Source organism: Actinokineospora auranticolor (assembly GCF_041897805.1).
Taxonomy (GTDB): Bacteria; Actinomycetota; Actinomycetes; order Mycobacteriales; family Pseudonocardiaceae; genus Actinokineospora; species Actinokineospora auranticolor.
In genome coordinates this window covers 6,358,660-6,384,757 of record NZ_CP154825.1, presented here as the reverse complement: position 1 = coordinate 6,384,757, position 26,098 = coordinate 6,358,660, and the positions used below count along the sequence as shown (strand labels likewise).

The 26,098-nt window shown below is 70.6% G+C and carries 30 protein-coding genes; 21 read left to right on the top strand and 9 right to left on the bottom strand.

Features of this window, described 5'->3' with window-relative positions:
- The first annotated feature begins 9 nt into the window (after positions 1–9).
- From V5P93_RS27805 to V5P93_RS27765, 9 genes are all read left to right on the top strand, one after another.
- The gene (locus V5P93_RS27805) at positions 10–945 is read left to right on the top strand and encodes a bifunctional riboflavin kinase/FAD synthetase (protein WP_104479563.1); all 936 of its coding nucleotides are present in this window, start codon (positions 10–12) and stop codon (positions 943–945) included.
- A 123-nt stretch (positions 946–1,068) separates the two neighbouring features.
- The gene (locus V5P93_RS27800; protein ID WP_104479564.1) at positions 1,069–1,539 is read left to right on the top strand and encodes a transcriptional regulator; all 471 of its coding nucleotides are present in this window, start codon (positions 1,069–1,071) and stop codon (positions 1,537–1,539) included.
- Positions 1,540–2,687: 1,148 nt separating this feature from the next.
- Entirely contained in the window at positions 2,688–3,212 is a 525-nt protein-coding gene (locus tag V5P93_RS27795) for a 2'-5' RNA ligase family protein (protein ID WP_104479565.1), read from the top strand.
- A gap of 83 nt (positions 3,213–3,295) precedes the next feature.
- Positions 3,296–3,565, top strand: coding sequence for a 30S ribosomal protein S15 (rpsO, locus tag V5P93_RS27790; RefSeq protein WP_104479566.1), 270 nt, complete (start codon positions 3,296–3,298; stop codon positions 3,563–3,565).
- Positions 3,566–3,785: 220 nt separating this feature from the next.
- Positions 3,786–6,029: a polyribonucleotide nucleotidyltransferase gene (locus tag V5P93_RS27785; protein ID WP_104479567.1), complete on the top strand. Its 2,244-nt coding sequence runs from the start codon at positions 3,786–3,788 to the stop codon at positions 6,027–6,029.
- On the top strand, positions 6,026–7,426 hold the full coding sequence (locus tag V5P93_RS27780) for a pitrilysin family protein (RefSeq protein ID WP_104479568.1): 1,401 nt from the start codon (positions 6,026–6,028) through the stop codon (positions 7,424–7,426). The genes V5P93_RS27785 and V5P93_RS27780 overlap by 4 nt, the downstream gene beginning before the upstream one ends.
- Entirely contained in the window at positions 7,423–8,166 is a 744-nt protein-coding gene (dapB, locus tag V5P93_RS27775) for a 4-hydroxy-tetrahydrodipicolinate reductase (RefSeq protein ID WP_104479569.1), read from the top strand. Before V5P93_RS27780 ends, dapB begins: the two co-directional genes overlap by 4 nt.
- A gap of 18 nt (positions 8,167–8,184) precedes the next feature.
- Positions 8,185–8,625 (top strand): tetratricopeptide repeat protein, encoded by a 441-nt coding sequence (locus V5P93_RS27770; RefSeq protein WP_104479751.1) that lies wholly within the window; start codon positions 8,185–8,187, stop codon positions 8,623–8,625.
- A gap of 37 nt (positions 8,626–8,662) precedes the next feature.
- Positions 8,663–9,346 carry an alpha/beta fold hydrolase gene (locus V5P93_RS27765; protein ID WP_104479570.1) on the top strand — a complete coding sequence of 228 codons (684 nt, stop codon included), beginning with the start codon at positions 8,663–8,665 and terminating at the stop codon, positions 9,344–9,346.
- Between the two features lie 305 nt (positions 9,347–9,651).
- Here the strand turns inward: V5P93_RS27765 and V5P93_RS27760 are convergent, their stop codons facing one another.
- Complete coding sequence (locus tag V5P93_RS27760; RefSeq protein WP_104479572.1) at positions 9,652–9,981, bottom strand: hypothetical protein; 330 nt, start codon at positions 9,979–9,981, stop codon at positions 9,652–9,654.
- Between the two features lie 23 nt (positions 9,982–10,004).
- On the opposite strand from V5P93_RS27760, the gene V5P93_RS27755 reads away from it, so the two are divergent.
- The 8 genes from V5P93_RS27755 (at position 10,005) to V5P93_RS27720 (ending at position 14,561) form a co-directional block, all read left to right on the top strand.
- The gene (locus V5P93_RS27755) at positions 10,005–10,481 is read left to right on the top strand and encodes a polyketide cyclase (RefSeq protein WP_104479573.1); all 477 of its coding nucleotides are present in this window, start codon (positions 10,005–10,007) and stop codon (positions 10,479–10,481) included.
- A gap of 40 nt (positions 10,482–10,521) precedes the next feature.
- Positions 10,522–11,367, top strand: a complete 846-nt coding sequence (locus V5P93_RS27750) for a hypothetical protein (protein ID WP_245931304.1) — start codon at positions 10,522–10,524, stop codon at positions 11,365–11,367.
- Positions 11,368–11,449: 82 nt separating this feature from the next.
- Complete coding sequence (locus V5P93_RS27745; protein ID WP_104479574.1) at positions 11,450–12,355, top strand: RNA polymerase subunit sigma-70; 906 nt, start codon at positions 11,450–11,452, stop codon at positions 12,353–12,355.
- Between the two features lie 14 nt (positions 12,356–12,369).
- Entirely contained in the window at positions 12,370–12,855 is a 486-nt protein-coding gene (locus V5P93_RS27740; protein ID WP_245931305.1) for a GyrI-like domain-containing protein, read from the top strand.
- 74 nt (positions 12,856–12,929) lie between these two features.
- Positions 12,930–13,091, top strand: coding sequence for a hypothetical protein (locus V5P93_RS27735; protein WP_181043519.1), 162 nt, complete (start codon positions 12,930–12,932; stop codon positions 13,089–13,091).
- A gap of 76 nt (positions 13,092–13,167) precedes the next feature.
- Positions 13,168–13,377, top strand: a complete 210-nt coding sequence (locus V5P93_RS27730) for a DUF2277 domain-containing protein (protein WP_104479754.1) — start codon at positions 13,168–13,170, stop codon at positions 13,375–13,377.
- A 100-nt stretch (positions 13,378–13,477) separates the two neighbouring features.
- Positions 13,478–14,362 (top strand): helix-turn-helix transcriptional regulator, encoded by an 885-nt coding sequence (locus tag V5P93_RS27725; protein WP_104479575.1) that lies wholly within the window; start codon positions 13,478–13,480, stop codon positions 14,360–14,362.
- The gene (locus V5P93_RS27720; protein WP_104479576.1) at positions 14,337–14,561 is read left to right on the top strand and encodes a DUF397 domain-containing protein; all 225 of its coding nucleotides are present in this window, start codon (positions 14,337–14,339) and stop codon (positions 14,559–14,561) included. The genes V5P93_RS27725 and V5P93_RS27720 overlap by 26 nt, the downstream gene beginning before the upstream one ends.
- Before the next feature lie 372 nt (positions 14,562–14,933).
- Here the strand turns inward: V5P93_RS27720 and V5P93_RS27715 are convergent, their stop codons facing one another.
- The 3 genes from V5P93_RS27715 to V5P93_RS27705 form a co-directional block, all read right to left on the bottom strand.
- Positions 14,934–15,452: a hypothetical protein gene (locus V5P93_RS27715; protein ID WP_104479577.1), complete on the bottom strand. Its 519-nt coding sequence runs from the start codon at positions 15,450–15,452 to the stop codon at positions 14,934–14,936.
- 342 nt (positions 15,453–15,794) lie between these two features.
- A complete protein-coding gene (locus tag V5P93_RS27710; protein WP_104479578.1) occupies positions 15,795–16,991 on the bottom strand; it encodes a hypothetical protein in 1,197 nt (398 codons plus the stop codon).
- A gap of 140 nt (positions 16,992–17,131) precedes the next feature.
- Entirely contained in the window at positions 17,132–17,695 is a 564-nt protein-coding gene (locus V5P93_RS27705; RefSeq protein WP_104479579.1) for a GNAT family N-acetyltransferase, read from the bottom strand.
- A 60-nt stretch (positions 17,696–17,755) separates the two neighbouring features.
- Here V5P93_RS27705 and V5P93_RS27700 point away from each other — a divergent pair, with 60 nt between their 5' ends.
- Positions 17,756–18,691 carry an EamA family transporter gene (locus tag V5P93_RS27700; RefSeq protein WP_104479580.1) on the top strand — a complete coding sequence of 312 codons (936 nt, stop codon included), beginning with the start codon at positions 17,756–17,758 and terminating at the stop codon, positions 18,689–18,691.
- Positions 18,692–18,700: 9 nt separating this feature from the next.
- Positions 18,701–19,918 carry a winged helix-turn-helix domain-containing protein gene (locus V5P93_RS27695; RefSeq protein WP_104479581.1) on the top strand — a complete coding sequence of 406 codons (1,218 nt, stop codon included), beginning with the start codon at positions 18,701–18,703 and terminating at the stop codon, positions 19,916–19,918.
- A 353-nt stretch (positions 19,919–20,271) separates the two neighbouring features.
- Here V5P93_RS27695 and V5P93_RS27690 read toward each other — a convergent pair whose 3' ends face one another.
- Positions 20,272–21,294, bottom strand: coding sequence for an aldo/keto reductase (locus tag V5P93_RS27690; protein WP_104479582.1), 1,023 nt, complete (start codon positions 21,292–21,294; stop codon positions 20,272–20,274).
- Between the two features lie 81 nt (positions 21,295–21,375).
- Here V5P93_RS27690 and V5P93_RS27685 point away from each other — a divergent pair, with 81 nt between their 5' ends.
- Positions 21,376–21,960 (top strand): TetR/AcrR family transcriptional regulator, encoded by a 585-nt coding sequence (locus tag V5P93_RS27685; RefSeq protein WP_104479583.1) that lies wholly within the window; start codon positions 21,376–21,378, stop codon positions 21,958–21,960.
- On the opposite strand, the gene V5P93_RS27680 is transcribed toward V5P93_RS27685, so the two are convergent.
- Complete coding sequence (locus V5P93_RS27680) at positions 21,957–22,103, bottom strand: hypothetical protein (protein ID WP_181043520.1); 147 nt, start codon at positions 22,101–22,103, stop codon at positions 21,957–21,959. The genes V5P93_RS27685 and V5P93_RS27680 overlap by 4 nt on opposite strands.
- 55 nt (positions 22,104–22,158) lie before the next feature.
- Positions 22,159–23,238 (bottom strand): ferritin-like protein, encoded by a 1,080-nt coding sequence (locus tag V5P93_RS27675; protein WP_104479584.1) that lies wholly within the window; start codon positions 23,236–23,238, stop codon positions 22,159–22,161.
- A gap of 164 nt (positions 23,239–23,402) precedes the next feature.
- Here V5P93_RS27675 and V5P93_RS27670 point away from each other — a divergent pair, with 164 nt between their 5' ends.
- Positions 23,403–24,254 carry an intradiol ring-cleavage dioxygenase gene (locus tag V5P93_RS27670; protein ID WP_104479755.1) on the top strand — a complete coding sequence of 284 codons (852 nt, stop codon included), beginning with the start codon at positions 23,403–23,405 and terminating at the stop codon, positions 24,252–24,254.
- A 392-nt stretch (positions 24,255–24,646) separates the two neighbouring features.
- On the opposite strand, the gene V5P93_RS27665 is transcribed toward V5P93_RS27670, so the two are convergent.
- Together V5P93_RS27665 and V5P93_RS27660 are read right to left on the bottom strand one after the other, a co-directional pair.
- A complete protein-coding gene (locus tag V5P93_RS27665; RefSeq protein ID WP_104479585.1) occupies positions 24,647–25,531 on the bottom strand; it encodes a hypothetical protein in 885 nt (294 codons plus the stop codon).
- Positions 25,528–26,052, bottom strand: coding sequence for a toxin-antitoxin system HicB family antitoxin (locus V5P93_RS27660; protein WP_104479586.1), 525 nt, complete (start codon positions 26,050–26,052; stop codon positions 25,528–25,530). Before V5P93_RS27660 ends, V5P93_RS27665 begins: the two co-directional genes overlap by 4 nt.
- Positions 26,053–26,098: the final 46 nt, after the last annotated feature.

Genomic DNA, 26,098 nt, shown 5'->3' with positions numbered 1-26,098 from the left:
CTCGGTGGCGTGCGGCGTTTGCGCGGTCTATCCGACCTTCCGAGTGGCTGGGGTCGCTGTGTGGCGACGATCGGCGTGTTCGACGGGGTCCATCGCGGACACCAGGAGCTGATCGCGCGGGCGGTCGACCTGGCCGCCGACCGGTCGTTGCCCAGTGTCGTGGTGACCTTCGACCCTCACCCGTCCGAGGTCGTCCGACCGGGGAGCCATCCGGCCCAGCTGACCACGCTGCGCCGCAAGGCGGAGCTGGTCGAGGAACTCGGCGTCGACGTGTTCTGCGTCCTGCCGTTCACCCCCGAACTGTCGAAGGTGCCGCCGGACGAGTTCGTGCACGAGATCCTGGTGGAGCGCCTGCACGCGGCGGCGGTCGTCGTGGGGGAGAACTTCACCTTCGGCAACAAGGCCGCGGGCACCGTGGAGCTGCTGTCCGCCCTCGGCAAGCGCTTCGGGTTCACCACCGAGGGCGCCAAGCTGGTGTCGGCCGGGGAGCTGACGTTCTCGTCGACCTACATCCGCGCCTGCATCGACGCCGGTGACGTCCGCGCCGCCGCGACCGCGCTGGGCCGCGACCACCGCCTTGAGGGCATCGTCGTGCGCGGCGACGGCCGGGGGCACGAGCTGGGCTTCCCCACCGCGAACCTGTCGACCCCGCGCTTCGCCGCCGTCCCCGCCGACGGGGTGTACGCGTGCCGCTTCACGCTGCTCAACGGCCAGAACCGGCCGCCGCTGACGGCCGCGGTCTCGGTCGGCACCAACCCGACCTTCTCGGGCCGGGAACGCCGGGTCGAGGCGTTCGTGCTCGACGTCAGCGAGGACTTCTACGGCCAGCGCGTCGCGGTCGACTTCGTCGAACGGCTCCGCGCGATGGAGAAGTTCGACTCCAGCGCCGCCCTGGTCGACCAAATGCACCTCGACGTCGCCCGCACCCGGGAACTGCTGTCCTGACCAGGCTTGTCGTTCACCAGGCCAAGCCTGATGTGACCAGGCTTGTGGTTCCTCCACGAAACGAAACACCCAGCCGGCAAGATACTCCCGGGGTCAGGGGAATGCGCAGGGGAGAGGCACCGGGTGGAGGACCACAAGATCGTCCAACGCAATATCGCGCTGCAGCGCGAGTGGTACGGCGAGCCGCTCGGTGACCGGGTCCGCAGGTTAGTCGTGGCGTTCGACGTTTCCCAGGCCAACCTGGCGGATGTGCTGGGGATCAGCGCGCCGATGCTGAGCCAGGTGATGAGCGGCAGGCGCGCCAAGATCGGCAACCCGGCCGTCCTGGCCCGGTTGATCATGCTGGAACGCAAGATCCTCACCCCCGAAGTGGCCTCGGGCAGGCGCGAGGCCCTGCAAAAGGCCCTAGACGACGTGCGCGCGTCGAAACCCGCCGTGACCAGGGACAACCTCCCCGTCGACGTCGGCCGCAGCGCGATCCTGGCGCTGCGCAGGCTGGCCCGCCCGGAAGACCTCACCGAGGCCGCGGGCCTACTCGACGACCGCTTCCCCGACCTGGCCGACCTGCTCCGCCGCGCGGGCAAACGCGCCTGACGACCCGCGGGCCGCCCTCCGGGTGAGGGCGGCCCACGGCATCGTCCGTCCCAACCGCACCTGAGCCACCGCGCCGATCTGTGGACAAGTCCACGACCACGCGCCGACCGGGTGGACTCGGTGGAACGCGACGCCATCTTGGTTCGGCGTCCCGGTCCGTGCCCACGCCTACTGCGACGGATCGCCCAGGAAACCGCGGCATCGGCCCGCGGCACCCAGGCGGGTCAGGGCAAGCGCGCCGGCTCGGCGGCAGCCCAACGGCATCGGCGAGATCGGTCGGCACCATGTCTCGGGTGACGCCCCGGCTTGTCAGTACTTCCCTGACCTGGCCGGGTGCCGTTCGCGGTAGCAGGTCCAGAACGCCCCCGCGCAGTCGCAGTGACCTGCGGATGAACCGGGCGGGGTCGGCAGGGCCGCCTTGGGTGAGCGCCGCCTTCCAGGAGTGGCTGACCTTCCCGGCCCAGTCGGAGAGGTGTTCGAGTTCCCACGACTCGGCTCGTGGAGGAGCGGGCTCGCCTCCGCGGGACTGGACGTCGAGGGTGCTCATCGGGACGTGCCGGTGGTAGTCGGCCGCTGAGCTCGTGTGGAAGGCCCAGATGAACGCAGTGTCCGCCGAGCCGGACCGGCTCTCCTCGACCACGACCGCGTCCGACGGCAATCCGTAGATCTCGGCGATCAGACCGGCCGCTTACTCCACGTCGCCGTTGTGGTGTCCTCCCGGGACCAGTTGCACTTGACCGCACCAGCCCTTCGGCAGCGGCGCCGGATCGAGGACCGCTCCTGCCAGCGGTCCCGAGGGGCCAGCCACGTGTCGAGCCCACAGACCCAGAAGGCGCTCGCGCTCGCGACGGTAGGTCTCGTGGCGGGTGTGCTCGTTGTCAACCATCGACATCGCTCTCCTCCTGGAGAATGCGTCGGCTGTGGCAACCCTTCGCAGCCATGTTCACACCATCGGCGATGTCGTTGCAGGCCCGATCGAGGGAGAGTGCAGGTTCCGTCGCGGAGTCGCGCCGCGGCCACTGCTCCGACAGTGGGATCCGCCCGGTCGATCGTGGGTACTTTGGTGTCGGCTCGTCCGGGGGCGAGCGGCTGCCTCCCCAGCGCGGAAGCCGCCGGGCCGCCGACTCGTCCCGCGACCCAGGAGTCCCATGTCGCCCCGCTTCTTCTCCGCCTTCACCCTGCCCGACCGCGTCGCCGACCACCTGGCCGCGCACCTCCCCGTGCCCCCACCCCACGTCCGCCCCACCCCGCGCCACCAGTGGCACGTCACCGTCGGCTACTACGGCCAGACCGACCCCGCCCGCAAACTCACCAGACTCCACACCAAGGTTTCCGGCCTTCAGGCCCCCCGCCTGCGCATACAGGGCTCCGGCACCTTCGCCAACGTCGTGCTCGCGAAAATCGCTACCCCCGACCCCCACCTCTTGCGCATACTTGCCGAGGCGGCCGACCACCACGAGGGCGGCTACCCCGAGTACATCCCCCACGTCACCGTCGGGCGCTGGTCGAGGGACCACGAACCCGACACGACCGTGGCGGCTGGGCTGAGCGGCTACCGCGGCCCCGAGTGGGTCCCCGCCGACCTGGTGCTCTTCGCCAGCGAGGACGGGGAATACACCCCCGTCGGCCGCGTGCCCCTGCTCGCCGCGAGCGGCTCCCGGGCAGGGTGCTAGCCTTGGTGATTGGGTACGGCTGCGGTCCGTGGCGGCCGGTACCGACTTCCCAACACGGCACGGCACCACCTAGGAGTTGACGCGTGGCTCTGTCCACCGAGCAGAAGAAGTCGATCCTCACCGAGTACGGCGTGCACGACTCGGACACCGGATCCCCCGAGGCTCAGATCGCGCTGCTGACCAAGCGCATCAAGGACCTCACCGAGCACCTCAAGCAGCACAAGCACGACCACCACTCGCGTCGTGGTCTGCTGCTGCTGGTCGGTCGCCGCAGGCGGCTGCTGAACTACCTGACCAAGGTGGACATCGAGCGCTACCGGTCGCTGATCCAGCGCCTCGGCCTGCGCCGATAGCTCGAACCCGGGGGGAGTGGCCGACGCCGCTCCCCCCGGGCGCTTGACCGAACCAAAGACGGAATCACTAGAACGGGCGGCACAGCCGCGCACACGGGACCAGTTCGCCGGTCCTCGGTAGTGGTCTCCGGGAGCCAGGAGGGCTCCGGGGGCTTCGATCGAAGACCGGCCTCGTCTCCGCCGGGGGTTGCCCGCCCGACGACGAGGAGTACTTGACTTCATGACAGACATCACCGTGCACGAGACCACGGCCGTGATCGACAACGGCTCGTACGGCACGCGCACCGTCCGCTTCGAAACCGGGCGCCTCGCCCGCCAGGCCGCCGGCTCCGTCGTGGCCTACCTGGACGAGGACACCATGCTGCTGTCCGCCACCACGGCGTCCAAGCAGCCCAAGGAGCACTTCGACTTCTTCCCCCTGACGGTGGACGTCGAGGAGCGCATGTACGCCGTCGGCCGCATCCCCGGCGCGTTCTTCCGCCGCGAGGGCCGCCCGTCCACCGACGCGATCCTCACCTGCCGGCTCATCGACCGCCCGCTGCGCCCGTCCTTCGTGGACGGTCTGCGCAACGAGATCCAGGTCGTGATCACCGTGCAGAGCCTGAACCCGCAGGACCTCTACGACGTGGTCGCGATCAACGCCGCGTCCGCCTCCACCCAGCTCGCGGGCCTGCCGTTCTCCGGCCCGATCGGCGGCGTCCGCGTCGCCCTCATCGGTGAGCAGTGGGTCGCCTTCCCGACCCACGAGCAGCTCGGCAAGGCCGTGTTCGACATGGTCGTCGCGGGCCGCGTGGTCGGCGACGACGTCGCGATCATGATGGTCGAGGCCGAAGCCACCGAGAACGTCACCGACCTCATCGCCGACGGCGCCCAGGCGCCGACGGAGGAGGTCGTGGCCGCTGGCCTCGAGGCCGCCAAGCCGTTCATCAAGGTGCTGGTCGAGGCGCAGGCGCAGCTCGCTGCCGCCGCCGCCAAGGAGACCCGCGAGTTCCCCACCTACCCGGCCTACCAGGACGACGCGTTCGCCGCCGTCGAGCAGGCCGTGTCGGGTGAGCTGGCCGAGGCGCTGACCATCGGCGACAAGCAGGCCCGCGAGTCCCGCCTCGACGAGGTCAAGGCGCTGTGCCTGGAGAAGGTCGGCGCGGTCGAGGGCGGCGCCTTCGACGGCCGCGAGAAGGAGATCGGCGCGGCGTTCCGCTCGCTGAACAAGAAGCTCGTGCGCCAGCGCATCCTGCGCGACAAGGTGCGCATCGACGGCCGCGGCCTCACCGACATCCGCGGCCTGTCCGCCGAGGTCGCGCTGATCCCGCGGGCGCACGGCTCGGCGCTGTTCGAGCGCGGCGAGACCCAGATCCTGGGTGTCACCACGCTGAACATGCTGCGCCTGGAGCAGCAGATCGACTCGCTGTCCCCCGAGACGCACAAGCGCTACATGCACCACTACAACTTCCCGCCGTTCTCCACCGGCGAGACCGGCCGCGTCGGTTCGCCGAAGCGGCGCGAGATCGGCCACGGCGCGCTCGCCGAGCGGGCGCTCGCGCCCGTGCTGCCCAAGCGCGACGAGTTCCCCTACGCGATCCGCCAGGTGTCGGAGGCGTTGAGCTCCAACGGTTCCACCTCGATGGGCTCGGTCTGCGCGTCCACCATGTCGCTGCTCAACGCCGGTGTGCCGCTCAAGGCGCCGGTCTCCGGCATCGCCATGGGCCTGGTGTCCGACGACGTCGACGGCGAGACCCGCTACGTCGCGCTGACCGACATCCTCGGCGCCGAGGACGCGTTCGGCGACATGGACTTCAAGGTCGCGGGCACCAAGGACTTCGTGACCGCGCTCCAGCTGGACACCAAGCTCGACGGTATCCCCTCCGAGGTGCTGGCCCAGGCGCTGAGCCAGGCCCGCGACGCGCGCTACACCATCCTGGAGGTCATGGCCGAGGCCATCGACGGCCCGGACGAGATGAGCCCGTACTCGCCGCGCGTGACCAGCGTGAAGATCCCGGTCGACAAGATCGGCGAGGTCATCGGCCCGAAGGGCAAGATGATCAACTCGATCACCGAGCAGACCGGCGCCGACATCTCCATCGAGGATGACGGCACGATCTACGTCGGTGCCGCGGACGGCCCGTCCGCCGAGGCCGCCATCGGCCTCATCAACGCCATCGCGAACCCGCAGCTGCCGAAGGTCGGCGAGCGCTTCCTGGGCACGGTCGTCAAGACCGCCGCCTTCGGTGCCTTCGTCTCGCTGCTGCCGGGCAAGGACGGCCTGGTGCACATCTCCAAGCTGGGCAACGGCAAGCGGATCAACAAGGTGGAGGACGTCGTCAAGGTCGGCGACAAGCTCCGCGTCGAGATCGCCGACATCGACCAGCGCGGCAAGATCAGCCTGGTGCTCGTCGGCGAGGACGAGAACGCCGACACCACCGCCGCCGCCCCGGCCGCCGAGGTCGAGGCGGCTCCCGCCCAGTGACCTCTCGCTCGACGACGGCCGCGGGTGCCACCGGCACCCGCGGCCGTTCCGCACCCAGAGTCCAAGGACACCTCCAGAAGCCCGGCAGCACCGTGCTCCTGGAGCGCGCGGGCGAGTCCGAGGTGCGGCGCACGCTGCTGCCCGGCGGCCTGCGCGTGATCACCGAGCACGTGCCGGGGGTGCGGTCGGCCTCGATCGGCATCTGGGTCGCGGTCGGCTCCCGCGACGAGCCGGTGTCGGTCGCCGGCGCCGCGCACTACCTGGAACACCTGCTGTTCAAGGGAACCGCGAAGCGCACGGCCGCGCAGATCGCCGAGGAGATCGACGCCGTCGGCGGCGAGCTCAACGCGTTCACCGCGAAGGAGCACACCTGCTACTACGCGCACGTGCTCGACGAGGACCTGCCGCTGGCCGTCGACCTGGTGTCCGACGTGGTCTTCGACGCGGTGTGCGCGGAGTCCGATGTGGAGACCGAGCGCGGCGTCGTGCTCGAAGAGATCGCCATGCGCGACGACGACCCGGAAGACCTGCTGCACGACGCGTTCTGCGCCGCGCTGATGTCCGACCACCCGCTGGGGCGGCCGGTGCTCGGCTCGGAGCAGTCCATCACGGACATGACCCGGGGCGCGCTCAACGGCTTCTACCGCCGCCGCTACACGATGCCCCGCATGGTGCTCGCGGTCGCGGGCAACGTGACCCACAAGAACGTGCTCGCGCTGGTGCGCAAGGGTTTGCGCGACCGGCTGGCGGGCGACCGCGCGCCGATCGCGCCGCGCACCGGCCGGGCCAGGCTGGGCCGCTCGCCGCGCTTGGTGCTGCACACCGACGACACCGAGCAGGCGCACATGATGCTCGGCGTGCGCGCGCTCGACCGGCACGACGACCGCCGGTTCACCCTCGCCGTGCTGAACGCGGCGCTGGGCGGCGGGATGAGTTCCCGGCTGTTCCAGGAGGTCCGGGAGCGGCGCGGGCTGGCCTACCAGGTGTACTCCTCGGTCGCCGCGTACGCCGACACGGGCCACCTGTCGATTTACACGGGTTGCCAACCGGATCGGCTCGGTGAGGTCACCGGCGTGATCCGCGAGGTGCTGCGCGACGTGGCGCGTGCGGGTTTCACCGACGCGGAAGTGCTGCGGGCCAAGGGAAGTCTGCGCGGCGGCCTGGTGCTCGGCTTGGAGGACACCAGTTCCCGCATGTCGCGCATCGGCAAGGGCGAGCTCGCCTACGGCGATTACCTGACGGTCGAGGAGACCCTGGAGCGCTACGCGGCGGTCACCGCCGAGGACGTCGCCGCGCTGGCCAAGGACCTGTTGGCAAGGCCACTCGCCGCGGCCGTCGTGGGTCCGTACGCTCATGCCGAGGACGTGCCGGTCGAACTTCACGAGGTGGGCAAGTGACGGATCTTCGCGTGGCCGTGCTGGGTGCGCGCGGCCGGATGGGCGCCGAGGTGTGCCGCGCGGTCGAGGGCGCGGGCGACATGGAGGTCGTCGCGGCGGTCGACACCGGCGACGACCTGTCCGCGATCACCGCGGCCCAGGTGGTCGTCGACTTCACCCACCCCGACGCGGTCATGGACAACGTGCGGTTCTGCGTGGAGCACGGCATCCACGCGGTCGTCGGCACCTCCGGCTTCGACCAGTCCCGGTTGGACACCGTGCAGGGTTGGCTCGGCGCCAAGCCCGAGGTGGGTGTGCTCGTCGCGCCGAACTTCGCGCTCGGCGCGGTGCTGCTGATGCGCTTCGCCCAGCAGGCGGCCAAGTTCTACGACACCGTCGAGATCATCGAGCTGCACCACAACCGCAAGGCCGACGCCCCGTCGGGCACCGCCGCGCACACCGCCCGGCTGGTGGCCGCGGCGCGCGCGGAGGCCGGTCTCGGCGCCATCCCGGACGCCACGACGTCCGAAGTGGACGGTGCGCGCGGCGCGCTGGTCGACGACATCCGCGTGCACTCGGTGCGCCTGGGCGGATTGGTGGCGCACCAGGAAGTCCTCTTCGGCGGCGAGGGCGAGACCCTGACCGTCCGGCACGACTCCCTGGACCGCAAGTCCTTCATGCCCGGCGTGCTGCACGGCGTCCGCGCGATCGTCCACCGCCCGGGCCTGGTCGTCGGCCTGGAGAACCTGCTCGACCTGTGAGCCGGTGACCCTGTGAGGATGTCCGCCCGCGCCGTCTCGCTGCTGCTGACCGCCGTCCTGGCGGTCTACTTCGTGCTACTCGGCGGCCGGGCCGTCGCGCTGTTCCGCGACGGCGCCCCGGTCGCCGTGGCGCTCGGCGTGGGCGTCATCCTGCTGCCGCTCGTCGGGGCCTGGGTCGCGTGGTCCACCTTGCGCTTCGGCCTCCGCACCCAGGTCCTGGGCAGGCAGTTGCAGGAGGAGGGCGGGCTCCCCGACACCTCCGACCTGCCCCGCCTGCCCTCGGGCCGCGTCGACCGGACGGCCGCCGACGCGTTCTTCGAGGAGATCCAGGCCGAGGCGGAAGCGGCCCCGGACGACTGGCGTTCCTGGTACCGCCTGGCCGTCGCCTACGACACCGCGGGCGACCGCACCCGCGCGCGGCAGTCCATGCGCAAAGCGCTGGAGTTGGCCGAGAGTTAGCTGTCGGAGTGTCGGACCTCGCCGATAGTCTGCGGCCATGGCCACCTTTGTGCTGCTCCACGGTGCGGGCGACGACTCCCGATCCTGGCGTGACGTGATCCCGCTGCTCGAAGCGGCGGGCCACGAGGTCGTGGCGCCGGACCTGCCGGTCGCCGACCCATCGGCCGGACTCGACGCCTACACGCAGGCCGCGGTCGACGCGATCGGCGCGCGCGAAGGCGTTGTCCTGGTCGCGCAGTCGTTGTCCGGCTTCGTCGCGCCACTGGTGGCCGCTCGGGTGCCGGTCGCGCGGATCGTGCTGGTCAACGCCATGGTCCCGAAGCCGGGCGAGACGGCGGGGGAGTGGTGGACCGCCACCGACCAGAACGCGGCCCGCCGCGCCTACGACGTCGAGGAAGGCCGCGACCCGGACGCCCCCTTCGACGAGGTCCGCACCTTCCTGCACGACGTCCCCGCCGAGCGGTTGGCGGCCTTGGCAGGCGAACCCGAACCCCCGGGCCAGTCCGACGCCCCCTTCGCCGACACCTGGCCCCTCGACGCCTGGCCGGACGTCCCCACCACGGCCATCGTCGGCGCGAAAGACCGCTGCTTCCCCGCCGCCTTCCAACGCCGCGTCCTCCAGGAGCGGCTGGGGATCACCCCGGACGAGATCGACTCGGGTCACGTCCCGTCGCTGTCCCGCCCCCGCGAACTCGCCGACCTGTTGCTGGGCTACCTGTGACGCCCCGAATCGAGCGCCTGGTCGCGCACCCGGGCCTGCCGCTGGTGGCCGGGGTCGACGTCGACCGCCCGGCCGTCCACGTCTGGGATTCGACCGATCTCCGCCACCTCGACACCATCGGCGCCGACGCGGCCCGGACGGCGACGCGTGCGGCGAGCACCGCACCCGCCGCGTGCCGAAACCCGTCTGGCACCCCGAAAAACCCCTGCTCCTGGTGCTAGGCGAGAACGGCCCGCGGCGCCGGACCCCGGCCGGACCGTCCACACCGGACGATCTGCCACCGCTCACCTGCCCCGACGCGGTGTTCAGCCCCGACGGTCGAACCCTGTGGGTCCCAGTCCCCTCCGTCGGCGGACGACGGCTTGATGAGCGGTCGCGCCGTCGACCTCGAGTCCGGCGCGGTCGGACCCGTTCTCCGCTGGGACACCGCCATCGTGCCGCACCCGGCGGGCGGCCACGTCCACCGCGACGGCCGACCCCGCCCTGGTCACGGCCTTCCTCGACAGCACCACCGCAGCCACCGACAGCGTGACCACGTCGACCCCGGAAGACCTCGAGACGATCACCGTCGTCAACGACCGGGCGCCGTCCTGGCTCCGGCTCCACGCCTTCATGAACGCCCGTAGGCAGTCCATGCGACAAGGGAAGGGATTTCTCGGTGACCGATCAGGAAAAGCTGAGCGCCACACTGACCATCGACGCGCCTGCCGCGAACATCTTCGCTGTGCTCGCGGATCCGACAACCCACTCCTCCATCGACGGCACCGGCTGGGTCCAGGAAGCCCTCGACCGCGCGCCGCTGACCGCGGCCGGGCAGGTCTTCCGCATGGCCATGCACCACGCCCGGCACCCGGACGGCGACTACCGGACCGTCAACCAGGTCCAGGTGTTCGACCCGCCGCGCGCCATCGCCTGGCTGCCGGGGCAGGAGAAGGGCGACGGCGACCTCGAACTCGGCGGCTGGAGCTGGCGCTACGACCTCGTGCCCCTCGACGACTCCCGCACCGAGGTCACCCTCACCTACGACTGGTCGGCGGTGCCCGACTTCATCCGCGCGCGCGGCATCCCGTTCCCGCCCTTCGGCCCGGACCACCTCGTCGACTCACTGCGCCACCTCGCCGAGCTCGTGGCATGATCGCCCACCGCACCGAGTCCGCGCCGTGGAGGTCCAGCCGGTGGAGACCTTCCCGCTGACCCCGCTCGACCACGACCCCGACACCGAGGTGGTCATGGCCCAGCCCACGCTCCAGGGGACGCTGCTGACCGTGACCCGCGAGGGTGACCGCCTCGTCCTGCGCGACGATGACCGCCGCGTGGAGCTGACGGGCAGGCTGGCCACCGCGCGGGAGTGCGACCGGATCGGCGACTCGTACCTGCTGCTCGTCGACGAGGAGCGCGGCCGCAACGCCTGCGTTGTCGACGCGAACGGCGCGGTCGAGTCGGAGTTCTCGCTGGGGAGTCACTGCGGGGCGCTCGCCGTGGACGCCGACCGGCGCGTCTGGGGCGGCTACCTCGGCTGGGCCATCCCCTGGGAGCACCCCGCGGGGGCCGACGCGACCGGGCGCACGGGAGTGGAGTACTGGCACCCCGGCGTGGTCCGCTGGGACGAGCACGGCGAGTTCCACTGGGTCGCCGCCGTCGACTCCGGGGTGCCGGTCGGTGCCTGCTACGCCCTCGACACCGGCCCGCACGGCGTCATCGCGGTCACCGACGCTGATGAGCCGGTGCTGCTGCTCGACGCCCGGGGCCGCCGCTGCGGGTTCGGCAGCGGTCTGGTCGGCCCGAGTGCCGTGGCCTACGACGGGCGCACCGCCACCTGCGTCGGCCGGTACAAACCTGTCCCCAGGGGCGAGAAGCGGCGCGGGCACGACGTCGTGACCCGCCTCGACATGGTGACCGGTGACCTGGTGGAGGTCGGTGCCCTGGTCATGCCGGACGGCGGTCCCGTCCCGGAACTCCGCCGCGACTACGGGCGCGGCACCACGGTCACGGTGGTCCTCGGGAGACCGCGTCGGGCCTAGGTCGTGGAGTTCCCGGGTCGTGGGGGCCCGGAGCGCGGTGTGGCACCCGCCTGAGCTGCGCGCGCTCACCTAGGCTGGCCGCATGGAGCGGTTCCGCGTGGAGCTGACCGGCTATTGCTACCGCATGCTGGCCGACGGTCACGAGGCCGAGGACGCCGTTCAGGAGACCTTCGTCAAGGCCACCAGGGCCGGGTACGACGAGAGCCGGGGCGCGCTCAAGTCCTGGCTGTACGCGATCGCGACGAACGTGTGCCTCGACATGCTGCGCGGCGCGCGGCGGCGGGCGCTCGCGGTGGACCTGGGGCCCGCCGCCGAGCCGGGGGCGGGTCTCGGGGCGCCGCTGCCGCCGGGGGCGTGGGTGCGGCCGATGCCGGACCACAAGGTCCTCGACCCGGCCGACCAGGTGGTGTCCGCGCAGTCGGTGCGGTTGGCGTTCCTCGCCGCGTTGCAACACCTCCCGCCGAAGCAGCGGGTCGTGCTGATCCTGCGGGACGTGTTGTGTTGGCAGGCAGCGGAAGTCGCAACGTTGCTGGGCACGACGACGGCCTCGGTCACCAGCGCGCTCCAGCGGGCCCGCGCCGTCGCCCCGTTCGCACCGTCCGAAGTGGAGGTCGACCAGCGGCTGCTCGACCGCTACTGCAAGGCTTTCCAGGAACACGACATCGAGACCCTGGTCGCGCTCCTGCACGAGGACGCCACCACGAGCATGCCGCCGTTCCCCTGGTGGCTGCGCGGCAAGGCGCACATCCGCGCCACCCTGGAGCACGCCACCGGTACGCCGTGCATCCACGCGACCCTGGTGCCGCTCAAAGCCAACGGCGGCCCGGCTTTCGCACACTACGACCCAGACGGCAACGCCTTCGCCATCGTCACCCTGGACACGCGACAAGACAAGATCGTCGCAACGGTGACCCACCTCGACCCGGCGTTGTTCCCGTTGTTCGACCAACCGATGAGTTTGCGCGCCCCGGTTCGTACCAGTGGGTGACGAGAGGAGATCTCATGGAACCCATCCTGGAACCCGCCCTGGAGACCCGCCCCGAGCAGCCGTACGTCTCGATCGCCATCGAGGCCCCGCTGAGCGAGTGGGGCAAGGTCAACGCCCTGGTGCCGGAGGTGTTCGACTGGCTCGCACGGCGTGGGGTGCCCCCTGTTGGCGCATTGTTCTACCGCTACCACTCGGTCGCCGATGACGTGTTGAGCGTCGAGGTCGGTGTCCCCGTAGCCACCCCGCAGGAGGGTGACGGAAGGGTGCGGGCAGGCAGCAAACCCGCAGGTACGTACGCCGTGCTCGTGCACGAGGGTCACCCGGACCGGATCCGCGACACCTTCGCCAAGCTCGACGACTGGGCCCACCGCGAGGGGGTCGAGTGGGACCTGGTCGACGGCGTCTGGGCAGGCCGTTTCGAGTCGTATCTCACGGACCCGGCGGAAGAGCCCGACCTGGGGAAATGGCGCACCGAGGTGGCCTACCGGGTGGTCGGCTGAGGCCGGGGCCTAACATTCGCGGGTCATCGGCGACACCAAGTGGTACGACCGATCCTCCGGCGAAGGCAGGCTTGTTGAACACATACGAAGCCGACACCGACGACCTGGCGGACTCGACGGGCGTGTGTCTGTGCCCCGCGTACTCCCGGGTCCCGGGCAAGCGCGAGCTGCACGACGTGGGCGCCCCCGGCTGCGCGTACGCGCCGAGCGAGTCGACGGAGAGCGAGAAGGAGTAACTGTCTGTGGGTGGAGGGGCGGGTGCCGGTCACGGTGCCCGCCCCGTTTGTCGTGGTGAGGATGCATGATGGGCGCATGTGCAGAAGCATCAAGACGCTGAGGCCCCCGTTCGTCGACGACGCGACGGAAACGGACGTGCACGCGGCGGCGTTGCAGTACGTAAGGAAGATCTCGGGTTTTCGGGCCCCGGCCGCGCACAACCAGGAGGCGTTCGACGCCGCGGTGGAAGCGGTCGCGGCGGCCACGGCGGAGTTGTTGGAGAAACTGGTGGTTCGAGGCCGCTAGCTGTTGCACGTCGTGCAAGGGCGGGGAAAACCGCCTACCTTCGGTTGATCTGTCAGTGTGGACAGTGAGAATCGCACGGTGATGCCGATAGCGTGCGGGCATGACTGCATTGAAGGCCACCGTCCGCCGTCGCGAACTGGGCGAGGAATTGCGCGACGTGCGTGAGCGGGTGGGCATCTCGCTGAACGACCTGGCGCACCACCTGGGTTGGCACCCCTCCAAGCTGTCGCGGATCGAGAACGGGAAGCTGCCCTGTTCCGAGGTGGAGGCGGCGATCGTCCTGGCCTTCTGCGGCATCACCGGCAAGCAGTTGGACGAGATCGTCGGCCTCTGTGCCGGAGACGCGGATGGCACCTGGCTCCGCGAGAACGGTGGCCTTCCCGACCAGCTGCGAACCCTGACTCTCCACGAGACGCTGGCGACCTCGATCCAGGAGGTCGAACTGAACCGCATCCCCGGGCTGCTGCAGACCGAGGACTACGCGACAGAAGTCATCCGGGGAACGGGCTTGATTCCCGAGTGCGGGATCGCCCCCAGGGTCGAGGCGCGCAGGACCCGGCAGTCCATCCTCTGGCGGCCATCGCCGCCGAACCTAACCTGCTTCATCCATGAACAGGCAGTTCGCCTGCCGGTCGGCAGCCACAAGATCATGCATGAGCAGGTGCTGCACCTGCTCTTCCTGAGTTCGCAGCCTCAATGTGTCATCCGCTTGATCCCAAGCAGCATCGGCTCCCATCCGGCGATCAGCGGTCCTTTCCGGATCATGAGCTACCAGGACCAAGGGCCGATGGTCTATGTGGAGACCGAGAACCGCAGCCTCTTTCTTGAGAACAGTGTCGACATCGCCACCTACCGGTTGATCCTCGGCAAGCTCGCGGACGTGGCCCTGAGTGCGCAAGAATCACGGTCAGTGCTCGCGCAGTATGCGAGCGACTACGACCGAGCAGGAGCGCACCACCATGATGATCAGGACGGGCTGGCGTAAGAGCAGCTTCAGCGGCAACAACGGCAATTGCGTAGAGGTTGAGTGGCGCAAGAGTTCGTTCAGCGGCGACAACGGCAACTGTGTCGAGGTCTCCTACGCCGACTCCATCGCCGTCCGCGACTCCAAGCAGCCCGCCGCGGGCATCCTCACCTTCACCCCCGCCGCCTGGGCAACCTTCCTCACCACCCCGGCCCCCTAGACCACACCAGCCGGCCCACGTCCTCCGACGCTGGGCCGGCTTCGCTCCCACCCACGTCCTCCGACGCTGGGCCGGCTTCGCTCCCACCCACGTCCTCCGACGCTGGGCCGGCTTCGCCCCCACCCACGTCCTCCGACGCTGCTCAGCTCCGTGTCCCCTGGCCCGCGCCACCCCGCGGCGCGGTTTTCTCATGATCGCGACTTGTCCACATCTCCCACGCCCATCCACAGCATTTCGCCCACCCCTCCCCGCATCCCCGACGCCGATAGACTGGAGCAGGGCTGTCCCCCCAGAGGAAGGGCGGGGGCTGTGCTTTGGGGCGGTGGGGACTGGAAATGAAGATCACCTGGTGGGTGGTCGCCCGGGTGGGGGTTAGAGCAGCCAGCCCGCGAACAGGGCGGGGGTTGCCGCCAAGGCGCTGAACCGCACGAACCGGCCGAGCAGACCCACGCCCAGGAACGTCACCAGCCGCATCCGCACCAACCCGGCCAGCACCACCATCGCCATGAACGGCGGCATCCCGAGCACCGAACTGGTCCCGTAGGTCCCCAGCATCCACCCCGGGTGCCGCTCGCACTTCTCCCGCACCACCGCCACCGCGTCCCGCACCCGCTTCGTGCGCCGCCGCCATTGCTCGCGGCGGGGGGTCATCGGGCGCTCCTTCTCGTGCTTCCGGTGCATGAACACGGGAAGGTGGATCGAGCCCTTCGCGGCCAAGTAGAACAACATCTTCCCCAGCACCTGCGCCACGGCGACCACCGCGCCCAGCGCCAACCAGTGCACCTGCGGCTCCTGCGCCGCCAACCCCAGCACGAACAGCTCGACGCTCACCAACGGCACCAGCGCCGAACTGAACGCGACGACGAACGTCACGCAGAGCCAGCCCAGCACCGCTGGTACCTCCAAGGGTGTACAGACACCGTCAAGTCCTGAATTCCGCTAACCGACGGTACCTGACAACCCCACCCGGGCGATCACTTTCGCCTGACCCGCACCCGGCCCGCTACCGGCCGCACACCAAACCCGGTTACCTTGTTGCGCTCTACAACCATTGTGTGGCCTGGACGAGCGCGGCGGCGTGATCAGCGCGAACCCGATTCGCCCTGGCCGCACGAGTGGGCGCCACGGCCATTTCCCGCGCCCGTTGAGTTGCGCACAGGCTTGATCATCTTCACCGGAAAACGTCGGGGACCACCGGTAAAATTGATTCCGGGGGGCGGAGGCCGCCCGGGGTCACCGCGGCGCGGTCGCGCCGAACCTCGGGGTCGCGCCGCGCAGCACGGTCCAGGCGGGCGGGCTGTTCCGCCAACACGAGACGACCCGTCTGTTGGCCGACAGGCGGTACACCCGGTCGTCCGCCACCGCGAGTTCCGCCGCCGGGTCGCCGATTCGGGTCCACGCGTCCGGGGCGCCGTCGTAGTGGTACACCGCGCTGTCTTGCATGTTCAGTGCGAAGAGGCCCGCGCCGCCGGCGTGGATGGTCTTGGCCGGTCCGCCTATCCAGCGCCAGGATTCTTCCGCCCACTCCCAAACCATCCCGTCGCCGGACCGCCGGTAGACGCGTTCACGTCCGACCGCGTAAGAGTCGTCGGGATCCCCTGGTGGGCCAAGAACCGTCCACGCGCCGGGGGTGCCCTCGTATCGCGACAGGCGTCCTTCTTCATCCACCGAGTACAGGCCCGCGCCGCCCGCGTACAACTTCGCCGCCGGGCCGCCGATGATCGTCCACGCCGCCGTCGTCGGCGCCCACTGCCACACCATGTCCCGTTCGGGCGATAACCGGTACAGGTACACATCGCTCACGGCCAAGTCGGACGCGCGTTCCCCCACCACCACCCAGTCGCCCGGGTGCCCTCCATACCGGAGGATCCGCCCACTGGACGGTTCCGTCGCGAACACCCCCGCGCCACCGGCCAACAACGACTCTTTGGGACCCCCGACCGTCACCCAACTACCGTTGCCCTCGTCCCACCACAACACCGCGCGCCGGTCGGCGGACATCGCGAAGAGTCCCGTGGGAGCGTTTTCAACCCCCTCCGACGGCGCGGACGCGCTTACGGCCATTGCGCACGCGATCAGCGTCAACCCGACCGCTGCGACACCCCACCGCCGCGGATGCGCTTCCGGCTGCCTCTTAGGCGTTTCGCTCCGCACGGACTCGGCGCGTACCGCGGACGCTTCCGCGCGGTCGTAGAGCTGCCTTGCCTGCGACAGCGCGATCATCCGGTACATCCTGTCCGGCGTCCGATCGACCACTACGCGCTCCAGCAGGTGCCACGGCACTATCCGCGTACCCGCCCGGTATTGCGTCCACAACGCCCGCGTCGTGTCGTAGCGGCTCACCAGATCGCGCACGGGCACGTCGGCCGTCAACGCGCGCAGGTAACCGGCCAGCTCATCGATCTCCGAGGTCGCCCCGGTTCCGCCCATGCGTCGCCCCAACTCGTCCCGCGCCAGCCCTGGTCCGGTCCCGCCGGAACATCGGCAAAGTCAACGCGGACACCGAAAAGCAACATTGTCACCACTCGAGCGGAAGGGAAAGCTTCCGCACGCGCGGTCCACCGAATGTCCTAGGGCTGGACCAGTTCCAAGTCCAGTGCGCCGGTCAACCTGACCTCTCGCAACGGTGCGCCGCCCGCGTCCAGGGTCCGCACGACACCGTCCGGCTCCCACCCGGCGCGGCGGAAGAAACCGGTGAGCGAAACGTTGCGCTCGGGCACCCAGCAGATGCCACGCGTCAACCCGGCTTCGCGCAACGTGCGGCCCGTGGCGGCCAAGAGGCGTCCACCGTGGCCGCGGCGGCCCCAGCGGGGCTCGACGAGCAACGTACCGATGAGCGCGACCGTCGCCGCGTCCTCGACCGGGGTGTCGTTGGCCGCGGCGGACTCCGACTCGGGCGACGGCCCGGCGACGCAGAAGCCGACGGTCCACGCGCCCTCGGTCGCGACGAACACCGAGGCGGGGCCCTGGGCGATGACCTGGGCCCACTCCTGGGCCGCCGCGCGCTCGTCGAGGCCCGCGAGCACGTCCGGTGGCAGCAGCGCCTCGAAGGCGGTCTGCCAGGTCAGAACCTGGAGGCGGGCGATCTCGGGGACATCGTCCGGGCGGGCGGGGCGCACCGCGGCGTCGGCCATGGCGGCAACCTAGCAAATAACCGCTTACATCCTGACGGTGGTTCGTGGCACGGTGCGGGCATGTCCAAGACTTGGCTTCCGTGGGCGGCGCTGGGCGTCGTGTACACGGTGTGGGGGTCTACGTACCTGGCCGTGCGGTTCACGGTGGAGACGATGCCGCCGATGCTGTCGAGCGGGTCCCGGTTCCTGGTGGCGGGGGTGGTGCTCACCGCGGGTGTGCTCGTCTTCGCCGGGCGGAGCGCGCTGCGGATGACCTGGGCGCAGTTCGGCACGTCGGCGCTGGCGGGGCTGCTGCTGCCCGCGTGGGGCAATGGACTGGTGGTGATCGCGGAGCGGCACGTCGCCTCGGGCCTCGCCGCGCTGCTGGTGGCCTGTATGCCGATTTACGTTGTCGTACTGCGGTTCGTGCTGGGGGAGAAGCCGCCACGGGTGACCATTCTGGGGGTGGCGCTCGGTATCGGTGGATTGGCTGTCCTGTTGCTGGGTGGGCCTGTCGAGGGCGCGCACGGGTCGGCTTGGTACGGGCCGTGGCTGGTCGTAGTGGCCGCTTTGGGGTGGGCGGTGGGATCGGTGGCGAGTACGCGGTTGCCGGTACCCGCGAACCCCTTCGCGATGACGGCTGTCGAGATGCTGGTCGGCGGATCGGCCCTACTCACGACCGGGTTCCTCACCGGAGAGCGGGCGCGGCTTTCCGACTACAGCGCCACGTCCTGGGGCGGGTGGCTCTACCTGGTGACATTCGGTTCTTTGCTCGCGTTCAGCTCTTACGTCTACATCCTCGGGAAGCTGCCCGTGTCCACGGCGGCCACCTACGCGTACGTGAACCCGGTTATCGCGGTCCTGCTCGGCGTGGTGTTCGCCAACGAGGTGTTCGGGGCGTGGCAGTGGGCCGGTGGCGCGATCGTCCTGGCGGCCGTCGTGCTGGTGGTCAGGGCCGAGCGGTCGTCAGTGTCGGTGGGGTCTGGGACGATCGCTGAGCCCGTTCCCAGCAGGTAGGACTCACTCGTGGAAACACTCACCCCGGCCGCCGCCCGGCGGACCGCCCTGGCCGCCCAGGGCTTCGCCACCTCCCGACCGTCGGGGGTCGTCGACCGACGCCACCTCCGGCAGGTGCTGTCGCGGGTGCAGCTGCTGCAACTCGACTCGGTGAACGTGGCGGTCCGTGCGCACTACATGCCCTTATTCGCCCGACTGGGGTCCTACGACCAGGCGTTGGTCGACGACGCGGCCTGGTCGCACTCGGCGCGCCGCCCCCGGTTGCTGGCCGAGTTCTGGGCGCACGAGGCGAGCCTGGTGCCGGTCGAGGACTGGCCGCTGTTCCGCTGGCGGATGGCCCGGTACGAGACGCGGTGGGCGCGGCACATCGAGCGGATCTCCGCCGGGGCGCCGGGGCTGGTCGACGACGTCCTGGCCGCGGTCAAGGAACTGGGCCCGATCGGCGCGGGGGCGCTGGAGACCGCCTTGGGCGGTGCCCAGCCGAAGGCCAAGGGCGGGTGGTGGAACCGGTCGGACGTGAAGCACGTGTGCGAGTGGCTCTTCGGCACCGGCCGGTTGACCACGGGTACGCGCAAGGGCTTCCAGCGGCTCTACGACCTGCCGGAACGGGTCATCCCGGCGTCGGTCTACGCGGCCCCGCCGGTCGATGACGACGAGGCCGCCCGCCAACTCACCCTCCGCGCCGCGACCGCGCACGGCGTGGCCACGGAGAAGGACCTGCGCGACTACTACCGGCTCGAACCGGCCCGTTCGCAGCGGGCTGTCGCCGAGCTCGTCGAGGCCGGTTCGCTGGAACCGGTGATCGTCCCCGGCTGGCGTCACCAGGCCTACCGGCACGTGGACGCCCGCACCCCGCGCACCGTCCGAGGCCGCGCGTTGCTGTGCCCGTTCGACCCCCTCATCTGGGAACGAGACCGAACCGAACGCCTCTTCGACTTCCACTACCGAATCGAAATCTACGTCCCCGAACCCAAACGCGTGTACGGCTACTACGTCTTCCCGTTCCTGCTGGACGGCGAACTCGTCGCCCGCGTCGACCTCAAGGCGGACCGCGCAACCAGCACCCTGCGCGCCCAGGGCACCTTTCTCGAACCAGGCAAGGACGCGGGCCGGGTGGCCCACGAACTAGCCGAAGAACTCCACACCATGGCCGACTGGCTACAGCTGGAGAACATCGCCGCCCACCCCAACGGCAACCTCTCCGCCAACCTCGCCACCGCCCTCTAACGCCCCACCTCCACGCTTTTTCAAGATCGCCAACCGCCCCCGACACAGGGCCCCGCCCATCCGGGGGCAGGCCCCGCCTTGAGCCTATTGCGGCTGGTCAGAGAGGCGAAAGAGGCTTACGGGAGCTGTGGACGGCTCAGCGCCATGTGGATAACCCGGGCGGAGGGCGATTTTCGGTGGCGGGGCGGCCCGGCGAGAGACGGCGACGGGCAGTGGCGCGGCGGAAGGTAGGACCGGAAAGGCCGCGCTGTCCGAGGTCCGACCGCGGCAGCTTGGTGCGCGGCGACCGAGGAGCGCGCCGAGGAGCGCGGCGCAACCGGTCAGTGCGGTCCGCTTGGTGGTGCGCCACCCCTCTAGCGGCGGCGGCGCAGGGCGGGGTCGAGGAGGGACGGCGGGGTGTCGTGCTTCTCTTCCGGCGCGAGGTCCGTCCCCGGCGGCACGATCGCGTCGATCGCGTCGAGGACATCCGGCGTCAGCACCGTGTCCGCCGCCGCCAGGTGGGAGCGCAGGTGGTCCAGGGTCCGGGGGCCGATGATCGCGCTGGTCACCGCCGGGTGGGCGGTCACGAAACCGAGCGCCAGCTGGATCAGCGTCAGCCCCGCCTCCGCCGCCACCGGAACCAGCCGCTCGACCGCGGCCAGGCGGGCGCGGTTGTTGGGCTTCTCCAGGTCGAAGCGGGCGGGCATGAAGCTCGACCGGTTGGTGGTGATCTCCCGCCCCGCGCGCACCGCGCCGGTGAGCCAGCCCGACGCCAGGGGGCTCCAGATCAGCGTCCCCATCCCGTAGGACTCGGTCACCGGCAGCACGTGCGCCTCGACCGCCCGTTGCAGGATCGAGTACCCGGGCTGTTCGGTCGTGTACCGACCCAGGCCGTGCTCCCGAGCCGCCCACTGGGCCTCGACGATCCGGTGCGCGGGGAAGGTCGACGAGCCGAAGTAGCGGATCTTGCCCGCGCGGCGGAGGTCGGTGAGGGTGGAGAGGGTTTCCTCGTCGCTGGTGGTGGGGTCCCAGCGGTGGGTTTGGTACAGGTCGACGTGGTCGACGCCGAGGCGGCGGAGGCTGTTGTCCAGCGCGGTGACCAGCCAGCGCCGGGAGCCGCCGCGGTGGTCGGGGTTCTCGCCGATCGGCAGGCCCGCCTTGGTGGCCAGCACGACGTCGTCCCGGCGGCCCGCGATCGCCTTGCCGACCAGTTCCTCCGACTCGCCCGCCCCGTAGGCGTCGGCGGTGTCGATGACGTTGACCCCCGCCTCGAGCGCGGCGTCGACGATGGCGGTGGCCTCGTCCTGGGTGGTGCGGCCGACACGGCCGAAGTTCATCGCGCCCAGCGCGAGCGTGCTGACGCGCACCCCCGTGCGGCCCAACGTGCGGTACTGCATGGCCCCTCCTGGCATGATGGTGAAGCGGAACGTTGCTCCGCTAACGATACGGAACACGGTTCCGTTTGTCGAGGAGGGTCGATGGGCGACAAGGCCAAGCGGGCGGACGCCCGGCGCAACGAGGAGGCGCTGTTGGCTGCCGCCGCCGCGGTCTTCGTGACCTCGGGGGTGGACGCGCCGGTGCGCGACATCGCCGCGCGGGCCGGGGTCGGCGTGGGCACGATCTACCGGCACTTCCCGACCCGGGCGGAGCTGGTCATCGCGGTCTACCGGCACCAGGTCGACGCGTGCGCCGAGGCGGGACCGACGCTGCTCGCCGACTGCGCGACCCCGCGCGAGGCGCTCACGCGGTGGATCGACCTGTTCGTCGACTTCCTGGTCACCAAACACGGCCTGCGCTCGGACAACGCCGCCCTGCACACCTACTTCATCGACCGCCTGGTCCCGGCGTGCGCGGACCTGCTCGCCGCCGCCGGCATCGCCCCGGACGTCACGGCGTACGAACTCATGCGCGGCATCGGCAACCTCTGCGTCGACGCGGCCCCCGGGTACAACCCCAGGAACCTGGTCGCACTGCTGATCGCGGGTCTGCCGGAAACCGAGCCGGAAACCGAGCCGGAAACCGAAAGCGGTCCGCGACCGGGGTCGCGGACCGCTGCCGGCTAGTCCCTGCCGCGCACGATCGTCGGCTCGTACTCCTCGTCGTCCTCCGGCGTCGTCGGGGGCCAGGACGGGGCTCGGCCGCCGATCAGGTCGGGGTTGACGCGGGGCCGGGGGATCAGTCGCTCGAGTGTTTCGGTGTTGTCCATCGTCGCCTTCTCGTCCATCTCGGGCGCGGGCCTCGCCGGATCCGCGCCCGGTCGGCTAGTCGCCCGCCCTCGGTGGCGGGGTCGTGTCGGCGCGGGTCAGCAGGAATTCCGGGCAGTAGTGCCACCCGCTGCCGTCGGGGAGGGGGATCTGCACGATCAGGCGTCCCCACTTGCGCAGCTCGGCCATGTGGCCGATCGCCGCGTCCACCATGGTTTTGCGGGGCGCCGGGTCGTCGGTGCGCCACGCGAACTCCAGTTGGCTGAGCATGTCGCTGTACGAGTCGTTGAACGCGTCCAGCAACGCCGAGACCGGTCGGCCCGTCGGGTCGTTCACCGGGTCGTTCGTCCAGCCGCCCGCGGGTACCTCCGCGGCGGCGTACACCGTCGGCAGCACGATCTGGTCGCCGGTGTAGGACCAGGTCCCGTCGTTGTCCTTGGACAGCGCGCGGCCGTGGTAGAGCTGGCGGAACGAGTAGTAGTGCGCCAGCCCGCCCTCCAGCGACCCCGGGCTCGCGGAGGTGCCCTCACCCTGTTCGGTGATCAGCTCCAGCGCCGCCTGGACCGCCGCCAGGTCGGGCAGCACGGTGATCCGGCTGCCCCGCTTGGCCAGCGGGTGCTCGATCTGCCGCGCGGTCGTCAGCGCGGGCTTCACCACGTCGAACGCCCGGCCGATCTTGCGGTAGAACGCGCCGATCGAGGTGTACGACTCGTCCAGCGAGGCCAGCGGCTCCTCCGGCTCCTCGATCGCGCTGTACATGTCCAGCGCGGCCCTGGTCAGCCCGGACAGCCGCACCTCCAGCTCCGGCCGCACCCCGCCGGGCAGCGCGCCCGGGTACTGGGGGAGCGCGGCCGGGTCGGTCAGCCGGGGCGTGCCGCCGACCGCCGACAGCATGTTGCCGACCAGCCCGAAGTGCGCCATCTCGTCGAAGATGACCTCGAGGATGGTGCCGTGCACCAGCGCCGCGCGCGGCGGGTCCATGATCGACCACAGGCCGCAGGAGTAGGGCGGGATCGTCGCCAGTTCCAGGACCATCGCGTGCTGGAGCGCCTTGCGCAGCCACGCGACGTCGACGTCGGCGTCGGCGACGCCCATCAGCTCGACGATCGGCGCACCCGTACTGACGGTCGTGGTCATGGGACCTCCGCTGGAGTCTCCGCTGGTACCACCCAGCGTCGCAGGGACCCCGCCGGGCAGCCACGTCGGCGGCCCGATTCACGCGAACCGGTGACAATCCACAGCGGACCGACCGCGTCCACGTGGCGGACCGGTGCGCTGGTGGTGGTCAGTATGGTGTGTCCATGGTGGACCGATTCGACGTGGACGCGGACGAGGGCAAGCGGGTCAGCAGGCGCACCCTGGTCCTCGGCGGGCTGACCCTCGCGGGGGTGCTCGCGGCCTGTGGCGACTCCTCGGACGCGGCGCCCGACGCGGCGGTGCCGTCGGTCGCGGCGGGCACGGACCCGGTGACCCTGCTGGCCGGCGCCGGGACGTGCGGCCTGTCGCCGACCACGACCCAGGGGCCCTACTACTTCGACCCGGACAAGCTGCGCGGCGACGTCCGGGAGGACCGGCCCGGCACGCGGCTCGACCTGGCGTTGAAGGTGGTCGACAGCGAGAGCTGCGGCCCGCTCAAGGACCTCGTCGTCGAGATCTGGCACTGCGACGCGAAGGGCCGCTACTCCGGCGCGGAGAAGCTGTCCGCCAGCGGTTTCGGCTCCATGGGCGGCTCGATGCCCAGCGGCATGCCCATGCCGACCGGGATGATGATGCCCGGGTCGTCGGGGGACATGGCGGACCTGACCCCGCAGGACGACACCCGCTACCTGCGCGGCGCCCAGGTCTCCGACGCGCAGGGCGTCGTCCGGTTCACCACCGTCTGGCCGGGCTGGTACACCGGCCGCACGGTGCACATCCACGTCATGGTGCACGTGAACAACACCAAGGCGCTCGTCACGCAGTTGATGTTCGACGAGAAGCTCAACAACAAGGTCTTCGCCGTCGCGCCGTACGCCTCCCACCTCGGCCGCGACACCACCAACGCCAAGGACACGATCTTCAAGAACGACATGCTCATGGGCGTCAAAGCCGCGGGCACCGGCTACATCGCGGCGAAGACCCTAGGCGTCGATGTGGACAAGAACGGCCGGTGACATCTCCTCCCGCCACCCACCCCCACATCCCCATCCGGCATCGTCCCCCGGTTGGCGGCCGGACGTCACCTTGGCGCTGTGACCGCGTGCGAGCGGGGCTAGCGCAGCTAGGTCCAGATGGATGGTGGACAGAGGCGGAAGCGGGCCACGGCAATCGTCCAGCCGTATCCCGCCCCCACCTCTTCCTCGACGGCCTGCCGCTCCCCTTCGACAGGCCCGTCTACCCCACTTGGCCGTTCGGCCCGGCCAACCCCCGGCTCGACCTCACCCCCGACGACTGCGCGATCGTCGCCGAGTGGCTGCGTCGCTGACCGCGACATCACCGACCTCCGAACGAAACGGGTGCGCCGGTGCCGCACGGCACCGGCGCCCGTCGATCCCCACCGACGCCGCTAACTCGCGCTGCTCGCCGCCGTGATCAGCGCCGAACCCAGACCCGTCCGGCCCTTGATCACCAGGCCCGGTTCCCCCTCCGGCTTCGCCCCGGTGATCGGCAGCTCGCTGCGGGCCTCCCCGGCCCCCGACGACACGTCGATCTCGGCGGGCGAACCCGGCCGGATCCCGATGCGCAGCGCGCCCGAGCCCGTGGTCAGGTCCAGCTTGCCGGTGACCGCGTCGGCCACGGTGATGTCACCGGTGCCGGAGCGGACCGACACGTCCGCGGCGACCGCGCCCAGCCAGACGTCGCCGCCGCCGGTCACGACCTTCGTCGGTCCCCCGATCGACGACAGCTCCACCTCGCCCCGGCCCGTGCGCGCCTGGATGCCCGCAGCGGCCGTCCCGATGCGCACCGCGCCGGTGCCGCTGGTGGCGCTGACCGCACCCGTGGTCTCCCCGATGTCGACCGTGCCCGCCCCCGTGGTCACGTCAACGCGGTCAGCGACACCGGACACCCGCACCGATCCCGCGCCACTACGGGCCGAAACCGACGAACCGGCCGGTGCGCGCACGCTTACCGCGAGCGGGATGTTGCGCAGCTGCGGCTCCTTCGGCGCTCGGACAACGAGCCTGCCCCCGGTGAACTCCACCCGCGTCCGGCGTACCGCTTCCGCCGCCGCGTCCAGTTCGGACCCCTCGCCGAACTGGGTGGTGAACCACGACACCAGGTTGGTCAGCCCGTCGGTCCACGGGTTGGCCGCCTCCGGCGCGTGCCGGATCTCGACGTCGACGCCCTCCTCGTCGGTCAGCCGCACGTCGACGAGCCCGGAGCCCGTGCCGACCGTGATCTCCACCGGGTCGTCGCCCGTGGTGAACTGCTCCATCCGCGTCTCGGTCATCCCTCGTACCACCCCTGCACCCGGGACGAGGTGTTCTTGTCCTCGTCGGCCTTCGCGTTCTTGTAGTCGTGGCGGTGCCCCCAGTTCTTGCCGCTCAGCGCGCCCTGGAGCGTCTGCTGCACGAACGTGTTCAGCGACACCCCCTGCGCCTGCGCCGCGCGCTCGGCCTTGCCCTTGAGCTCCTCGAACAGTCGCAGCGTCATGCGGCTCATGTCACCGCCCGCGCCTTCCGCGGGTGGTGTCGTCGGTGGTGTCGCCTCGCCCACCTTCGGGCCGGTGTTCGTACCCGTGACCACTACGCGCACATCGCGGCCGTCTAGGCGCACCTCGACCACGTGGTCCGGTAGGTGCGCCGTGACCTCGGCGGCCAGGTCGGCCAGCGCGTTCATGATGGCCAGCCGCGCCGCGGGTTCGATGGCCGCCGACAGCACGGCCGCCGCGCGGCGGGTGGACTCGTCGCCCGCGGACGCCGTGGTGGTCAGGTCGTCGCGGAGCGTGGAGAGGTAGCTGCTCAGATCCATGACACCACTATGGCGTCATCGCTGACGTCATGCAAGGGGGACCGTG

What these genes read in the sequence shown, in the direction of transcription:
- V5P93_RS27700 (WP_104479580.1), top strand. Translation starts at nt 17,756, where the DNA reads ATGTCCAAGACTTGGCTTCCGTGGGCGGCGCTGGGCGTCGTGTACACG.
- V5P93_RS27730 (WP_104479754.1), top strand. Translation starts at nt 13,168, where the DNA reads ATGTGCAGAAGCATCAAGACGCTGAGGCCCCCGTTCGTCGACGACGCG.
- V5P93_RS27705 (WP_104479579.1), bottom strand. Translation starts at nt 17,695, where the DNA reads ATGGCCGACGCCGCGGTGCGCCCCGCCCGCCCGGACGATGTCCCCGAG.
- V5P93_RS27680 (WP_181043520.1), bottom strand. Translation starts at nt 22,103, where the DNA reads ATGGACAACACCGAAACACTCGAGCGACTGATCCCCCGGCCCCGCGTC.
- V5P93_RS27725 (WP_104479575.1), top strand. Translation starts at nt 13,478, where the DNA reads ATGACTGCATTGAAGGCCACCGTCCGCCGTCGCGAACTGGGCGAGGAA.
- V5P93_RS27710 (WP_104479578.1), bottom strand. Translation starts at nt 16,991, where the DNA reads ATGGGCGGAACCGGGGCGACCTCGGAGATCGATGAGCTGGCCGGTTAC.
- V5P93_RS27690 (WP_104479582.1), bottom strand. Translation starts at nt 21,294, where the DNA reads ATGCAGTACCGCACGTTGGGCCGCACGGGGGTGCGCGTCAGCACGCTC.
- V5P93_RS27665 (WP_104479585.1), bottom strand. Translation starts at nt 25,531, where the DNA reads ATGACCGAGACGCGGATGGAGCAGTTCACCACGGGCGACGACCCGGTG.
- V5P93_RS27760 (WP_104479572.1), bottom strand. Translation starts at nt 9,981, where the DNA reads ATGGACTGCCTACGGGCGTTCATGAAGGCGTGGAGCCGGAGCCAGGAC.
- V5P93_RS27785 (WP_104479567.1), top strand. Translation starts at nt 3,786, where the DNA reads ATGACAGACATCACCGTGCACGAGACCACGGCCGTGATCGACAACGGC.
- V5P93_RS27670 (WP_104479755.1), top strand. Translation starts at nt 23,403, where the DNA reads ATGGTGGACCGATTCGACGTGGACGCGGACGAGGGCAAGCGGGTCAGC.
- V5P93_RS27685 (WP_104479583.1), top strand. Translation starts at nt 21,376, where the DNA reads ATGGGCGACAAGGCCAAGCGGGCGGACGCCCGGCGCAACGAGGAGGCG.
- V5P93_RS27795 (WP_104479565.1), top strand. Translation starts at nt 2,688, where the DNA reads ATGTCGCCCCGCTTCTTCTCCGCCTTCACCCTGCCCGACCGCGTCGCC.
- V5P93_RS27765 (WP_104479570.1), top strand. Translation starts at nt 8,663, where the DNA reads ATGGCCACCTTTGTGCTGCTCCACGGTGCGGGCGACGACTCCCGATCC.
- V5P93_RS27745 (WP_104479574.1), top strand. Translation starts at nt 11,450, where the DNA reads ATGGAGCGGTTCCGCGTGGAGCTGACCGGCTATTGCTACCGCATGCTG.
- V5P93_RS27675 (WP_104479584.1), bottom strand. Translation starts at nt 23,238, where the DNA reads ATGACCACGACCGTCAGTACGGGTGCGCCGATCGTCGAGCTGATGGGC.
- V5P93_RS27770 (WP_104479751.1), top strand. Translation starts at nt 8,185, where the DNA reads ATGTCCGCCCGCGCCGTCTCGCTGCTGCTGACCGCCGTCCTGGCGGTC.
- V5P93_RS27720 (WP_104479576.1), top strand. Translation starts at nt 14,337, where the DNA reads ATGATGATCAGGACGGGCTGGCGTAAGAGCAGCTTCAGCGGCAACAAC.
- V5P93_RS27740 (WP_245931305.1), top strand. Translation starts at nt 12,370, where the DNA reads ATGGAACCCATCCTGGAACCCGCCCTGGAGACCCGCCCCGAGCAGCCG.
- V5P93_RS27660 (WP_104479586.1), bottom strand. Translation starts at nt 26,052, where the DNA reads ATGGATCTGAGCAGCTACCTCTCCACGCTCCGCGACGACCTGACCACC.